Genomic DNA, 13,728 nt, shown 5'->3' with positions numbered 1-13,728 from the left:
CCGGGGGCCAGCGCGAGCGCCTGGGCGAGGACGGTCCAGACCAGCACGACGACGGCCAGCAGACCGAGCAGGGCGGCGAGCAGCACCGCCCCCGCGCAGTGGACCCGACCGTGTGACCGGTCCCGCCGTCGTCCGCCCCGTCGCCGTGTCCTGTCCCACTGCGGGCCCCCGTCGTCCGTCGCACCGGATCTCGTTGTGCGACAGAGTAGGCGCTCCGGTCGACGGGGTGTTCAGCCGCGGGCGCGGTAGAGGTCCCGCAGCAGCGCGATCTCCGCCCCGTGGTGGATGGCCTCCCGGTGGATGTGCAGCACCAGGGTGGCCAGCGGCGCGTCGGCGTAGGGGCCCTCGGCCGGTCCGCACGGCCGGGCGAGGCCCTCGGCGCCGAGCGCGGCGACCCCGGCGGTCCAGCGGGCGTACTCGGCGTCGAGTGCGTCGAGCGCCGCCGCCGCGGTACCGGGGTAGGCGTAGGAGCCGTAGTCGACGGCCGGCCCGCCGAAATGGGAGTGCGAGCGCATCGCGAACACCCCGACCAGGAGGTGCCCGAACCGCCACGCGATCGTCGTGACCGGCGGCGGCTCCGGCGTCGGGAACGCGAAGTCGATCACCCAGTCGCCGGACCCGGCACCCGGCGGGGTCACCGACTCCCCGCGGCGGCGCACGCCCCAGCAGCCGGGCACCGGCTCCCAGTGGTACTCGTCGTCGGTGAGCCCGGCCAGCCGCGGGCGCAGTGCGGTCTCCCAGTGGAACGTCAGCTGCGCGAGCAGCTCGCCGTTCCAGTCGACACCCGTCCTCGTCCCCATCTCCGTCATGACCTCACAGTCTGGCCCCGATCGCGGACACCGACTGCCCGCGTGCGGATCCGGGTCAGCCGGCGAGGCGGACCGGGCGGAAGGCGCGGCTGCGGGCCCGCGTGGCGGCGGCGACCAGGGCACCGGCCAGGCGCAGGTCCTCGGCGTCGCGCTCCGGATGGGACTGGACACCGACCACCCAGGGCGCGTCGGCACCGCCGGGGCCCGACGGGTCGCTCCACTCCAGCGCCTCGACGACGTCCCCGGCGCGGGCGGACACCCGCAGCCCGGGGGCGACGCGGTCCACCCCCTGGTGGTGGTGACAGCGCACCGTCACCGGGCCCGGCCCCAGGATCTCCGCGGCCCGGGTCCCCGGCTCGGTCAGCACCGGCACCGGCGCGTACACCCCCGGTCCGGCCGAGTGCGCTCCGGCGACCTGTGCACCGACCACGTCGGGCAGGTGCTGGTGCAGCGTCCCGCCGAGCGCCACGTTGAGCAGCTGCAGCCCGCGGCACACGCCCAGCACCGGGATCCCGCGGCCGAGCGCCCGGTGCAGCGCCGCCACGTCGGCGGCGTCACGCCCGGTGCGCGGTGTGTCGGTGTGCGCGCCGGCCACCTGTCCGTAGCGGGCCGGGTCGACGTCCTGGCCGCCGATGAGGAGGAGCCCGTCGAGGGCGTCGACGGCCTCCTCGGCGCCGTCCACCGGGGCGAGCAGCACCGGGACGCCGCCCGCGGCCAGCACCATCTCGACGTAGGTGCGGGGGACCAGCACGACGTCGTCGTCGCGCATGATCCAGTAGTCGGCCCGCTCGCTGTAGCAGCTGATGCCGATGAGCGGGCGCGTCACGAGTCGGCCCCGTGCAGCACGTCGATCACCTGGTCGCCGTAGCGCGCGAGCTTGCCCTCGCCGATCCCGGAGATCGTGCCCAGCGCGGCCCGGTCGGCGGGGGACCGCGTCGCGATCTCACGCAGCGTCGCGTCGTGGAAGATCACGTAGGCGGGGACGCCCTGCTCCTTCGCCGTCGCCGCCCGCCATGCCCGGAGCCGCTCGAACACCGGCGCGAGCTCGGCCGGCATCTCCACGGCCTGCTTCGACCCGCCCCGCGACCGCGACGACCGCGCCGCGCGTTCCGGCTCGGAGCGCAGCATGACCTTCTGCTCGCCACGCATCGCGGCCGGGGACTCGTCGGTGAACCGCAGCGTCGAGTAGTTCCCGCCGACGGTCAGCAGCCCGCGCGCGACGAGCTGGCGCAGGACGTTGCGCCACGCGACGTCGGTCAGCTCGGTCCCGACGCCGAACACCGACAGCTCGTGGTGGCGGTGCTGGTCGACCTTCGGGGTGCGCTTGCCCAGCAGGATGTCGACGACCTGCCCGGCGCCGAACTCCTGGTTGCGCTCCTTCTTCAGCCGCCACACCGTCGACAGCACCTTCTGCGCCGCGACCGTGCCGTCCCACGACGACACCGGCGTCAGACACGTGTCGCAGTTCCCGCACCGCTGGGCAGCGGGCTTCTGCCCGAAGTAGCGCAGCAGCTGCGCCCGGCGGCACTCGGTGGTCTCGCACAGCGCGAGCATCGCGTCCAGGTGCTGGGCCAGGCGCCGCTTGTGCGCGGCGTCGCCCTCGCCGTCGTCGATCATCTTGCGCTGCTGGACGACGTCGGCGAGCCCGTAGGCCAGCCACGCCGTCGACGGCTCGCCGTCGCGGCCGGCCCGCCCGGTCTCCTGGTAGTAGCCCTCCACGGACTTCGGGAGGTCGAGGTGGGCGACGAAGCGGACGTCGGGCTTGTCGATGCCCATGCCGAACGCGATCGTCGCGCACATGACCAGGCCGTCCTCGCGCAGGAACCGGGACTGGTTCTCCCGGCGCACCGACGCGTCGAGCCCCGCGTGGTACGGCAGTGCCCGGATCCCCTGCGCGGTGAGGAACTCCGCGGTCTGCTCGACCGACCTGCGCGACAGGCAGTAGACGATCCCCGCGTCCCCGGCGTGCTCGGAGCGCAGCAGCTCCAGCAGCTGACGGCGCGGCTCGTTCTTCGCGACGATCCGGTACTGGATGTTGGGCCGGTCGAAGCTCGCGACGAAGGCCTGAGCCCCGGTCAGCTCCAGACGCTGCGCGATCTCGGTGCGGGTCGCGTCGGTCGCGGTCGCGGTCAGTGCGATCCGCGGGACGTCCGGCCAGCGCTTCGGCAGCTCGGAGAGCAGCAGGTAGTCGGGCCGGAAGTCGTGCCCCCACTGCGCGACGCAGTGCGCCTCGTCGATCGCGAACAGGGCGATCCGGCCGCGTTCGAGCAGCCGCACGGTGGCCTCGACACGCAGCCGCTCCGGGGCGAGGTAGAGCAGGTCCAGCTCGCCCGCGAGGAACTCCTGCTCGGTGAGGCGGCGCTCGTCGGCGTCCTGGGTGGAGTTGAGGAACCCGGCCCGCACCCCGAGCGCGCGCAGCGCGTCGACCTGGTCCTGCATCAGTGCGATCAGCGGCGACACCACGACCCCGGTGCCCGGCCGGGCCAGCGCCGGTACCTGGTAGCAGAGCGACTTGCCGCCACCGGTCGGCATGAGCACCAGCGCGTCCCCGCCGCCGGTGACCTGCTCGACGATCGCCTGCTGCTCGCCGCGGAACGCGTCGTAGCCGAAGACGCGGCGCAGGATCTCGTGCGGGTCGCTGCTGTGCACCCGCTCCGGGACCGGCTCCGGCTCCGGCAGCCGGCCCGGCCCGGCGGGAGCGGCGGCCCAGGCGTCCTCCGGTGGGGGTTCGTCGCCGTAGTCGTCCTCGGGTTCGGGCGGGAGCGGGATCTCGTCCGGGTCGGAGGCGTCGAACACGTCGTCGATCGTACGAGCCCCGCCGCGTGCGCCCCGCCCGGCACTCACCTCGCGGCACCGCCGACCGCGCCCGGGCCCGGGCGCGGCGTGGCCCCGGTCACCGCCCGTGTGTCGCGGGCGCCGCGGTGCTGCGCCGGACGGCCCCGGGGTGTAGCAAGACCTGCAGGACCAGCGGCGTTCGCAGACCGGGCGCCGGGCGATCACGCGAGAAGGACGGATCCGTGGATCTGAAGATCGGGTACAAGGCGTCGGCCGAGCAGTTCGGCCCCCGCGACCTCGTCGAGTACGCGGTGCTGGCCGAGGAGCTCGGGCTCGACAGCGTCTGGGCGTCGGACCACTTCCTGCCGTGGCGGCACGAGGGCGGGCACGCCCCGGCCGCACTGCCCTGGATGGCGGCGGTGGGGGAGCGCACGAAGCGGGTGCAGATCGGCACCTCCGTGCTCACCCCCACGTTCCGCTACAACCCGGCGGTGCTGGCCCAGGAGTTCGCCACGATGGCGCTGCTCACCGGCAACCGGGTCGCACTCGGCGTCGGCACCGGCGAGGCGCTCAACGAGATCGCGGTGTCCGGGCGGGAGTGGCCCGAGTTCAAGGAGCGCTTCGCCCGGCTGCGCGAGGCCGTGAAGATGATGCGGGCGCTGTGGACCGAGGAGTCGGTCAGCATCGAGGGCGAGTACTACACCTTCGTCGACGCCATGATCTACGACCGGCCGGAGCAGCCGGTGCCGATCTACGTCGCCGCGGGGGGCCCGATGGTCGCCCGGTTCGCCGGCCGGTTCGGCGACGGGTTCATCTGCACCTCCGGCAAGGGCATGGACCTCTACACCGACAAGCTCCTCCCGGGGGTCGAGGAGGGCGCGGGCAAGGCCGACCGCGACGCAGGCGCCATCGACAAGATGATCGAGATCAAGATCAGCTACGACCGGGACCCCGACGCCGCGCGGGAGAACACCCGGTTCTGGGCGCCGCTGTCGCTGACCGCCGACCAGAAGAACTCCGTCGACTCCTCGCAGGAGATGGAGCGCCTGGCCGACGAGCTGCCGATCGAGCAGGTGGTGAAGCGCTGGATCGTCGCGTCGGACCCCGACGAGGCCGTCGAACAGATCAAGCCCTACCTCGACGCGGGCCTGAACCACCTCGTGGTGCACGGACCGGGCCACGACCAGCGCCGGTTCCTGACGCAGTTCACCGAGGACGTCGCGCCGAAGCTGCGGGCGCTCGCGTGAGCGCCGCGACGAGCGCTCCCGCCGTCACCCGCGACGGACGGGTGCTGCGCTGCCGGGTCTCCACCGGCCGGCACGGCACCCTCGACGGGCCCGCCATGGCCGAGGTCACCGAGGCGCTGCTGGCGCTCGACCCGGCCGAGACCGGAGCGGTGCTGGTGCACGGCGACGGCGAGAACTTCTGCACCGGCGGTGACGTGCGAGCCTTCGCCGGGGCCGAGGACCGCTACGCCTACGTGCACGGCCTCGCCGACACCTTCCACTCCATGCTGCGCCCGCTGGCCGCCTCCCCGGTGCCCACGATCGCGGCGGTGCCGGGCTGGGCCGCCGGTGCGGGAATGAGCATCGCGCTGGCCTGCGACCTCGCCGTCGGCGGGACCTCGACCCGGATGCGCCCGGCCTACCCCGGCATCGGGTTCTCCCCGGACGGCGGAATGACCTGGACGCTGCCGCGGCTGATCGGCGCCGCGCGGGCGCGGCGGGTCCTGCTCACCGACGAGGTCCTCGAGGCCGAGACGCTGGCCCAACTGGGCCTGCTCGCCTCCGTCGTCGACGACGACCGGGTGGCCGACGAGGCCGCCGCGGTCGCGCACCGGCTCGCCCAGGGACCGACGGCCGCGCTGGGCCGCATCCGCGGGCTCCTGACCGCGACCTGGGACCGGGGGCTCGACGAGCAGCTGGCGGCGGAGGCGGACTCCATCGCGACCTGCGCCGCGGGGCCGGAGGGGGCCGAGGGTCTCGCCGCGTTCGGCGAGAAGCGCCGTCCGCAGTTCCACTGACCACCGCACACGACGAGGGGGCGCGACCGGACGGTCGCGCCCCCTCGTCGTCGGTGTGAGCGGTCAGCGCCCGCTGGCCGGGCTCCCCGCGACGACCCGGCGTGAGCGCTGCGGGCCGCGGGCGGTGCCGGGCATGCCCACGGCGAAGCGCCGGGCCGGGCGGTGCAGGCCCGGGCCGAGCGGCCAGCCCGCGTCGAGCGGGGCGAGCAGGCGGTCCAGCTCGGAGTCCGGGGTGGCGCCGACGCTGTTGCGGAGCAGCCGCTGGAACTCCTCGTACTCGGCGAGCGCGTCGGCGACGTGCCCGCCGGCGAGCAGGGCCTCGACCAGGGCACGGCGCGACCGCTCGCGACTCGGCGCGGTGGCGACGGCCCGGCGCGCGACGGCGACGGCGTCGTCGTGCCGGTCGGCGGCGGTGAGCGTGCCGGCCAGTCCTTCCAGGGCGGACAGGCGCAGCTGGCGGAACCGTTCGCGCTCCACGGCGATCCATGCCGCGGTCCACGACGGGAGGATGTCGGCCTCCAGCAGCGCGGTCTCCGGCGCGCCGATCTCACGGACGGTGCGCAGCATGCTGGGCGCGGACAGCCCGCGGATCAACAGCATGGCCTCGGTGAGATCGACGACCACGTCGTCACCGAGCTGCAGCCGACCGAGGTGGTCGGCGTCGAGCAGGCCCGGTACGTCGACGCCGGCCACGGCCTCGTCGAGCAGCCGGGCCGCGGGGACGGGACCGACCCCGGGCCACAGCGTCGCGGCGAGCGCCGCGGTCGGCTGCGGCCGCCGGTGGACGGCGAGGTAGGCGACCAGGCGACGGGAGTCGACCGGCAGCGGGACGGCGCGATCACCCGCGCGCAGCCCGAACGAGCCCAGCACCCGCACGTGCGGGGTGGAGGTGGGAGTGCTCTGCTCACTGGATCGACAGTGATCGTCGGACATGGCCGTTTCCCCGGATCGGTCGTGACGTGCGGCCCGCGATCGGCTCCGTACCGAGCCGGGGCGCGCCGGGCGGGAGGCCTCGGATCGCGGAGCGAGCACGACGGAACCGCACCGACACGGACGGCGGGCGGCGTCTCCGTGTGGTGTCGTGGGACGAGGATAGCCCAGCAGTGCCCACGGTGTGAGATCCGGGTACGGCCGGATTGTGAGATCTGCGTCAGGCCCGGGAGAGCAGCCGGACGTGGGTCCCGTCCGGGGCACGCCACACGTGCAGGCTGTCGCAGAGCTGCCGGGCGATCCAGGTCCCGCGCCCCCGTGCCTGCGACGGGTGCGGCGGCGCGAGCCCGATCAGCGGCAGCGCGATCGCGCCGCTGTCCTGCACCTCGCAGACCAGCTCCCCGTCGCGCGCCCACACCGACAGCCCCGCCTCCGGGGAGCCGTGCTCGACCGCGTTGGTGGCGACCTCGTTGACCGCCTGCACCATGTCCTCGCCGCGCGCGGTGTCGAACCGGCACACCCGGGCGGCCTCCTCGACGGCGTCGCGCACCCGGGACAGCTCGAAGGTGTTGTAGGACAACGTGACGTCCGGCGGTCCGAGCAGGTGTGGCGGCGCGATCGGCAGGGCCGCGAGCGCCTCGGCGGGCGGGCGGTGCCGCGGGTTCTCGGTGAGCCCGGACGCGTGCAGCCGCAGCGGGTGGTTGACCACCGCCGACTCGCCGACCGCGCCGTGCAGCGGCAGCCGTGGGTAGGCGCACACCTGCAGGACCGGTAGCCCGGCGAGGGAGATGTTGAGCGCGGCCTCCAGCTCGACCCAGAAACCGCCGTCGACGCCGTCGAGGTCCGGGTCGTGCGCGCTCACCACGAACACCGGGCGGCCCGAGGAGGTCAGCGCCCGCAGCTCCCGGGCCCGCCAGGCGGCGACGGTCTGTCCGGACTCCCGGGCCGAGCTGGTCAGCGAGGTGAGCCTGCCGAGCTCGACCTCGTCGCCGAGCTCGTCGTGCAGCGCCTGCTCCAGCGGTGCGGGCAGGTCCACCGCGACCCGGGCGCCGGTGTCCCGCGCCGCGGCCCGGGCGGCGGGGGCGACGGTGGCGAGCAGCTCGACCGGGTCGTCGGCGTGCACGAGGGCGTGCCGGAAGCCGGGCGGGCGGGGCGCGGCGTTGACCTTCACCGGAGCTGTCCTCCCGGGTGCACGACCTCGGGGGCCGGCGGACGGTCGTCGAACACGAGCTGGGGGGAGAAGGCCGCGCCGCAGCGTTCGAGCACACGCAGCACCCGCGGCCGGACCCGGTGCAGCACCAGGCGGTGGGTGGCCGGGAAGCCCTCGGCGGCGTGCACCAGCGCGACCGCGGTGGCGACGTCGACGAACCGCACCGAGGCCAGGTCCAGGCCGATGTCGGTGGAGGCGTCCGCGGAACGCAGCGCGGCGTCCAGTGCCGAGTGCAGCAGCGAGGTGATCTTCGAGCGGTTGCTGTGGTCGACCTCGCCCGCCAGCCGGGCGTGGCCGGTACCGAGGCGCACGATCCGCAGCAGGCCGTCGTCGTAGGCGGTGGAGCAGGGGACGTGGTCGCGGTGCAGCGCCCGCATGATGTCGATCTGCTCGGCCGGGAAGTGCTCGGTGTCGTAGGTGCACAGGGCGGTCAGCCCGCCCGCGCTCTCGCGGACGAGCCGGGCCAGCAGGCCGTCGTACTCGGGGAGGGTGCCCGCGGCGCCCGCCTCGAGCACCGAGTGCATCTGGCCGGTCATCCGGGTGCCGTTCCAGCCGAGCTCGCGGGAGCGGGCGACCTCGCCGGACATCCCGGCGTGCACGTCGGACAGCGGGGTGCGGAAGGTGCGCCGGGTCCGCTCGGCGGGCAGGATCTCGAGCTGGCCGTGCCGCAGCGGGTCGTCCACCTCGACGCCGTCCTCGACGAGGCGGCGGAGCAGGACGTCGGCGGCGCCGTCGTCGTCGAAGTAGAGGATGCGCTCGCCCCGGTCGAGACCGTGCGCGACGTAGGCCGCGGCGAGCTCGCCGAGGTGCTCCGTACTGTCCGGGACCGCGCACACGTGATCGCCGGACGTCAGCGCGTCCGCCAGTTTGATCACGTCTCACCTGCCGCGCGCACCCCGCGGCCGCACGTCGCGGCGCCGGGCACACCCCGTCACGAACTCCTGGACGGATCAACCGTACGGAGGCCCCCGGCGGGGACCGGAGAGCCCGGAGCGTGTGGGGCGCCGAACCGACGGTGACACGCGACGAGCGGATCGCCACCGGCGGGCGACCGGGATCGACAGACCCGGTCCGACCAGGACCTACGGCCGTTCGGCGCTGTCCGGTGCACGCCGGACGGCGGTGGCACCCGGTGTCCGGGTGGTCACCTTCCGGCGTGCTGCCCGCGGGTCAGGCGGCCGGGTTGACCGCGACCGAGGTGGTCGCGCTGCCCTGGATCGTCTGCAGGACGACGCAGTACCGCTCGGTCAGCTTCACCAGGGTCGCGACCTTGTCCTCGGCGGCGGGCGCGCCGCCGTCGCGGATGTCGACGTCGAAGGACAGGCGGATCTCCCGGAAACCGACCGGGGCGTCCTTCGCGACGCCGAGGGTTCCGCGGAAGTCGAGGTCGCCCTCGGCGCGCACGGCGCCGAGCACCTCGAGCTCCAGCGCGGTGGCCACCGCGCGCAGGGTCACCCCGGCACAGGCCACCAGCGCTTCCAGCAGCATGTCGCCCGAGCACAGCTGGGTGCCGTCGCCACCGGTTGCCGGGTGCAGGCCCGCCTCGGCCATCGCCTGGCCGGTCGAGACCTTGCACGCCACACCGGAGCCGAGCTCGCCGTCCGCCTTCAGGGTGATGACCGCCGACTCCGGGTCGTCGCGGTACTGCTGTTTGAGGGGGGCCTGGATGTCGCGCAGGGAGATGTTGGTGTCGGTCATGTCCCCATCCTCACCCCGACGGGGCGACCCGCACATCCCGACCCGACGACTAGGGTGCCCGGTGTGGGCGGGGAGAGCGACACCGGACGGGCGGCCGCGGTGCGCCGCAGCGCCCGCGAGGCCGCCGACTCGGTCCGCGAGGCCCGTGACACCGTCCGGGACACGGTGCGCGACACCGTCCGGGACTCGGTGCACGACACCGTCGGCCCGCCCACCGACGACGACCGGCTCTGGACGGTCCCGAACGCGCTCAGCATGCTGCGCCTCGCCGGGGTACCGCTGTTCCTGTGGCTGATGCTCGGCCCGGAGGCCGACGGCTGGGCCGTCGCGGTGCTGGCGATCGGCGGGTTCACCGACTGGCTCGACGGCAAGCTCGCCCGCGTCCTGGACCAGTTCAGCCGGTTCGGCGCCATGCTCGACCCGGCCGTGGACCGCCTCTACATCCTGGCCGCGCTGGTCGGGCTGGCCGCGCGCGACATCGTGCCGTGGTGGGCGGTGGTCGCGCTGGTGGCCCGCGACGTCGTCCTCGCCGTCTGCGTGTTCGTGCTGCGCCACCGCGGCTACGGCCCCTTCGAGGTCGTCTACCTCGGCAAGGCCGCCACCTTCGTCCTGCTCTACGCCTTCCCGCTGCTCCTGCTCGGCGACGGTCCCTCGCCCGCCGAGGCCGTGGTCGGCGTCGTCGCGAACGCCTTCGCCATCTGGGGCGTGGCCCTCTACCTGTGGTCCGGGCTGCTGTACCTGGCCCAGTTCCGGCTGGCGCTGCGGCGCCCGGCGCCGGGCGTCCCGGCCCCGTCGACCCGGTTCGATCACGGCGGCGCCGGGGGATAGGCTCCCCGGCGTGAGCTCGGAGATTCCGTCGGACCTGTCCTACACCGAGGCCCACGAGTGGGTGCGCCGCAGCGGGGACGGGGTGGTCCGGGTCGGCATCACCGACCACGCCCAGTCGCAGCTCGGTGACGTCGTCTTCGTGCAGCTGCCGGCCGTCGGCGACACCCTCGCCGCGGGCGACGCCATGGGCGAGGTCGAGTCGACCAAGTCGGTGTCGGACATCTACGCCCCGGTCGGCGGCGAGGTCGTCGCCGTGAACGACGGGCTGGACGCCGGTCCGGAGCTGGTGAACTCCGCCCCCTACGGCGACGGGTGGATCGTCGAGATCCGCCTGGCCGAGGGGGCCTCGCTCGACGGTCTGCTCGACGCCGAGGCCTACCGCCAGCTGTCCGACGGCGCCTGAGCCGGCCCGCCCGCCGCACCACGCGGCACGGCGCGCCGACCTCCGTATCGCCCCGGCCGCTCCGACCGGTAGGTTCACATCCCCTGGACGTGCCGTCCGGAAGGGACCGGGACACCGGCCCCGCAACAGCCCTGACCGCCCGGACGCCGTCCGGGTACCGCATCCGCGAGGAGGAGTCCCCGAGGTGACCACGAACGACCCGCGCGACGTGCCACCGGAGCGCGCACCGGAGACCACGTCGGTCTTCCGGGCGGACTTCCTCGCCGACGTCGAGCAGCCGGCCGCCGAGCCCGCCGTCTCGGGTGTCGACGGGCTTCCCGCCGGGTCGGCGCTGCTCGTCGTCCGGCGCGGTCCGAACGCCGGCTCGCGCTTCCTGCTGGACGTGCCGACCACCAGCGCCGGCCGGCACCCCGACAGCGACATCTTCCTCGACGACGTCACCGTCTCCCGGCGGCACGCGGAGTTCCGCCGCGACGCCGGTGAGTTCGTCGTGGTGGACGTCGGCAGCCTCAACGGCACCTACGTCAACCGCGAGCCGGTCGACACGGCGGTGCTCGCCAACGGCGACGAGGTGCAGATCGGCAAGTTCCGACTGGTCTTCCTGACCGGGCCCCGCGAGCCGGGCGCCCAGGGCTGACCGCGGGTCCGTGCCGCGGCGTCCCGGATGCCGCTCACGGACCCCCGCGTACGACCGGCCCGTCGCGGCCGGGGGGTGCCCCCGTACCCCTGGTGCGACGGGCTTTCTGCGCGCACGGGGACCGTCGGGTGTCGAGCCGACACGCCGTGCGCGACGGGCGTGTGACGATCGTCGAACGGACCCCGTCACTCCCCGTCCGGAGGCGCGCGTCGGGGCGGACCGCCGTGTAGCGTCATCAGGTGTCGGTGGCAGTGCGGTGGCAACGACACGGAGCCCGTCGGGTCCGCCGCACGGGTCAGGGCGAGCAAGGCGATCAGGGCGGCCGGGGTGGCGTGTCCACCCGGGTGGCCCGACAGGCCCGACAGGGCCGGGGAGGCGGGCTGATGAGCGAGATGCGCGTCGTGGGCGTCCGGGTCGAACTTCCGGCGAACCAGCCGATCCTGCTGCTGCGGGAGACGAACGGCGACCGATACCTCCCGATCTGGATCGGATCGGTGGAGGCGACGGCGATCGCCCTGGAGCAGCAGGGGGTCAAGCCCGCGCGGCCGCTGACCCACGACCTGCTCAAGGACGTGATCGGGGCACTCGGGCGGCGGCTCGAGCAGGTGCGGGTGACCGACCTGCAGGAGGGCACCTTCTACGCCGAGCTGATCTTCGACGGCGGCGTCACGGTGTCCGCGCGGCCGAGCGACTCGATCGCGCTGGCGCTGCGGACCGGTGTCCCGGTGCACGCCGACGAGAGCGTCCTCGCCGAGGCGGGTCTGGTCATCCCCGACGAGCAGGAGGACGAGGTCGAGAAGTTCCGCGAGTTCCTCGACTCCGTGTCGCCGGAGGACTTCCGCGGGGCCCAGCCGGGCTGATCCGTCCGGGTGACCACCGCCGTCACCCGACGGTGGAACCGGATGAACCGCGGTCCGACCGTTCACCGACGTCACCAACCGTTCGGCGGCTGTACGTCCTCCGTACCCGGCAACCCGGGCGGGTGTCCGGTACGCCCGGGTCGGCGAGCCGCGTTGACCACCTCGACCACTGGGCCTACCGTCATCACGACTGATGACATCCGTGGAACTCACCCACTACCCAGAGTCACATGGTAGAGGAGGGCCACGGTCCCGACCGAGGGAGACCGCGCGGTGCAGACGCCACCACCCGAGGGGTCGGGTCAGGGAGAGCTGTTCCCGGACCCGCTCGTCGGTGAGGGGCTCGACGGGGTGACCGACCGCCTGGTCGGCTTCCGCGGGCCGACCGCGTGTCAGGTCGTCGGCATCACCTACCGGCAGCTGGACTACTGGGCCCGTACCGGCCTGGTCGTGCCGTCGATCCGCGGCGCCGCCGGATCGGGCAGCCAGCGGCTGTACTCCTTCAAGGACGTCCTCGTCCTCAAGATCGTGAAGCGGCTGCTCGACGCCGGTGTCTCGTTGCAGAACATCCGGATCGCCGTCGAGCACCTGCGCCGGCGCGGGATCCGCGACCTGGCCGGCATCACCCTGTTCTCCGACGGCACCACCGTTTACGAGTGCACCTCCCCGGAGGAGGTTGTCGACCTGCTGCAGGGCGGCCAGGGCGTGTTCGGGATCGCGGTGTCCGGGGCGATGCGCGAGATCTCCGGCGTCATCAAGGACTTCCCGGCCGAGCGCGCCGACGGCGGCACCGTCGACGAGGCCCCCGAGGACGAGCTGGCCCGCCGCCGCGCACGCCGCGCGATCTCCTGACTCCCGCTCCGGCAGGCCTACGCGACGGTGTCGATGCGCCGCTCCGGCAGGCCTACGCGGCGGTGTCGATGCGCCGCTCCGGCAGGCCTACGCGGCGGTGTCGATGCGCCGCTCCGGCAGGCCTACGCGACGGCGCGGAACGGGTCGTGCTCGGCCAGCAGCTTCTCCATCCGTGCCTGGTCGACCCGGTTGACCACGGTCAGGCTGTCCTGCCGGTCCCGTACGCACTTCGCCAGGGTGAACGCCGAGGTGATCGCGTACAGCACGGCGATGGCGAGGAACGCCTTCACCCACCCGTCGACGGGCAGGTAGACGGTTCCGACGACGACGGCCGCGAGCGAGACGCCGAAGGACAGCATCGCCTGCGCGTGGAACGCGGCGGTGGTGGCCGGGGTGGTGTTCGGAGCGCTGGTGTTCGACATGGCAGGAAGTGTGACGAGCCGGCGCAGGCGGCGACGCCGCAGAACTACGCAGGTAGGCTGGCCCAGTAGTCGTCGACGCCGCGCGGGAGAGCCCCGGGGAACGAGCCCGGGCGCCGAAGGAGCAACCCCTTCCCGGAATCTCTCAGGCACACGGACCGCGCGGTCGAGGCGCCTCTGGAAAGCGACGGGCCGCACACGCACGCGGGGCGCCCGTCCGCCGACGGGGAAAGCCGGAAGCCTCCGGTGAATCTCTCAGGCGCCCGGTCTGCGGGTACGGACAG

Annotated in this window: 15 protein-coding genes and 1 riboswitch; of the genes, 7 read left to right on the top strand and 8 right to left on the bottom strand. The window is 74.1% G+C overall.

The features are described 5' to 3' along the window. Positions 1-230 precede the first annotated feature (230 nt). Genes AC0GKK_RS02015 through recQ form a run of 3 tightly spaced genes read right to left on the bottom strand, consistent with a single transcriptional unit; the run spans position 231 to position 3,458 of the window. Positions 231-809, bottom strand: a complete 579-nt coding sequence (locus tag AC0GKK_RS02015) for a DinB family protein (protein ID WP_226369293.1) — start codon at positions 807-809, stop codon at positions 231-233. 55 nt (positions 810-864) lie between these two features. Further along, positions 865-1,635: a gamma-glutamyl-gamma-aminobutyrate hydrolase family protein gene (locus tag AC0GKK_RS02010; protein WP_482637482.1), complete on the bottom strand. Its 771-nt coding sequence runs from the start codon at positions 1,633-1,635 to the stop codon at positions 865-867. Then, entirely contained in the window at positions 1,632-3,458 is a 1,827-nt protein-coding gene (recQ, locus tag AC0GKK_RS02005; protein ID WP_174525563.1) for a DNA helicase RecQ, read from the bottom strand. The genes AC0GKK_RS02010 and recQ overlap by 4 nt, the downstream gene beginning before the upstream one ends. A 368-nt stretch (positions 3,459-3,826) precedes the next feature. On the opposite strand from recQ, the gene fgd reads away from it, so the two are divergent. Beyond that, positions 3,827-4,831, top strand: a complete 1,005-nt coding sequence (fgd, locus tag AC0GKK_RS02000) for a glucose-6-phosphate dehydrogenase (coenzyme-F420) (protein ID WP_073574906.1) — start codon at positions 3,827-3,829, stop codon at positions 4,829-4,831. Beyond that, positions 4,828-5,607, top strand: a complete 780-nt coding sequence (locus tag AC0GKK_RS01995) for an enoyl-CoA hydratase/isomerase family protein (RefSeq protein WP_062394944.1) — start codon at positions 4,828-4,830, stop codon at positions 5,605-5,607. The genes fgd and AC0GKK_RS01995 overlap by 4 nt, the downstream gene beginning before the upstream one ends. 63 nt (positions 5,608-5,670) lie before the next feature. Here the strand turns inward: AC0GKK_RS01995 and AC0GKK_RS01990 are convergent, their stop codons facing one another. The 4 genes from AC0GKK_RS01990 to AC0GKK_RS01975 form a co-directional block, all read right to left on the bottom strand. Next, complete coding sequence (locus AC0GKK_RS01990) at positions 5,671-6,540, bottom strand: AfsR/SARP family transcriptional regulator (RefSeq protein ID WP_145982953.1); 870 nt, start codon at positions 6,538-6,540, stop codon at positions 5,671-5,673. Between the two features lie 217 nt (positions 6,541-6,757). Next, positions 6,758-7,708, bottom strand: a complete 951-nt coding sequence (locus AC0GKK_RS01985; RefSeq protein WP_482637483.1) for an ATP-binding protein — start codon at positions 7,706-7,708, stop codon at positions 6,758-6,760. Further along, positions 7,705-8,622 (bottom strand): MEDS domain-containing protein, encoded by a 918-nt coding sequence (locus AC0GKK_RS01980; protein ID WP_178373818.1) that lies wholly within the window; start codon positions 8,620-8,622, stop codon positions 7,705-7,707. The genes AC0GKK_RS01985 and AC0GKK_RS01980 overlap by 4 nt, the downstream gene beginning before the upstream one ends. A 295-nt stretch (positions 8,623-8,917) precedes the next feature. Beyond that, positions 8,918-9,445, bottom strand: a complete 528-nt coding sequence (locus AC0GKK_RS01975) for an OsmC family protein (protein WP_062394956.1) — start codon at positions 9,443-9,445, stop codon at positions 8,918-8,920. A gap of 63 nt (positions 9,446-9,508) precedes the next feature. On the opposite strand from AC0GKK_RS01975, the gene clsA reads away from it, so the two are divergent. The 5 genes from clsA to AC0GKK_RS01950 all read left to right on the top strand — a co-directional run bounded on the left by clsA (position 9,509) and on the right by AC0GKK_RS01950 (position 13,025). Further along, positions 9,509-10,273, top strand: coding sequence for a cardiolipin synthase ClsA (clsA, locus tag AC0GKK_RS01970; protein WP_083474080.1), 765 nt, complete (start codon positions 9,509-9,511; stop codon positions 10,271-10,273). 10 nt (positions 10,274-10,283) lie between these two features. Next, positions 10,284-10,676: a glycine cleavage system protein GcvH gene (gene gcvH, locus AC0GKK_RS01965; protein WP_062394959.1), complete on the top strand. Its 393-nt coding sequence runs from the start codon at positions 10,284-10,286 to the stop codon at positions 10,674-10,676. Positions 10,677-10,860: 184 nt separating this feature from the next. Beyond that, positions 10,861-11,313: a glycogen accumulation regulator GarA gene (gene garA / locus AC0GKK_RS01960; RefSeq protein ID WP_062394962.1), complete on the top strand. Its 453-nt coding sequence runs from the start codon at positions 10,861-10,863 to the stop codon at positions 11,311-11,313. Between the two features lie 383 nt (positions 11,314-11,696). Then, the gene (locus AC0GKK_RS01955; RefSeq protein ID WP_010224693.1) at positions 11,697-12,173 is read left to right on the top strand and encodes a bifunctional nuclease family protein; all 477 of its coding nucleotides are present in this window, start codon (positions 11,697-11,699) and stop codon (positions 12,171-12,173) included. Between the two features lie 273 nt (positions 12,174-12,446). Beyond that, positions 12,447-13,025: a MerR family transcriptional regulator gene (locus AC0GKK_RS01950; RefSeq protein ID WP_083474081.1), complete on the top strand. Its 579-nt coding sequence runs from the start codon at positions 12,447-12,449 to the stop codon at positions 13,023-13,025. Between the two features lie 122 nt (positions 13,026-13,147). Here AC0GKK_RS01950 and AC0GKK_RS01945 read toward each other — a convergent pair whose 3' ends face one another. Continuing rightward, complete coding sequence (locus tag AC0GKK_RS01945; protein ID WP_489883000.1) at positions 13,148-13,447, bottom strand: YiaA/YiaB family inner membrane protein; 300 nt, start codon at positions 13,445-13,447, stop codon at positions 13,148-13,150. 73 nt (positions 13,448-13,520) lie between these two features. Continuing rightward, a riboswitch (glycine riboswitch) is annotated at positions 13,521-13,615 on the top strand. Positions 13,616-13,728 lie beyond the last annotated feature (113 nt).

The sequence above is a fragment of the Pseudonocardia sp. P-1 genome (genome assembly GCF_058111925.1).
This window is presented reverse-complemented; position numbering and strand designations above follow the sequence as displayed.

Excerpts from the sequence above, each read along its gene's own strand:
- AC0GKK_RS02015 (WP_226369293.1), bottom strand. The coding sequence starts at position 809 with ATGACGGAGATGGGGACGAGGACGGGTGTCGACTGGAACGGCGAGCTG.
- AC0GKK_RS01990 (WP_145982953.1), bottom strand. The coding sequence starts at position 6,540 with ATGTCCGACGATCACTGTCGATCCAGTGAGCAGAGCACTCCCACCTCC.
- AC0GKK_RS01975 (WP_062394956.1), bottom strand. The coding sequence starts at position 9,445 with ATGACCGACACCAACATCTCCCTGCGCGACATCCAGGCCCCCCTCAAA.
- AC0GKK_RS01955 (WP_010224693.1), top strand. The coding sequence starts at position 11,697 with ATGAGCGAGATGCGCGTCGTGGGCGTCCGGGTCGAACTTCCGGCGAAC.
- AC0GKK_RS01945 (WP_489883000.1), bottom strand. The coding sequence starts at position 13,447 with ATGTCGAACACCAGCGCTCCGAACACCACCCCGGCCACCACCGCCGCG.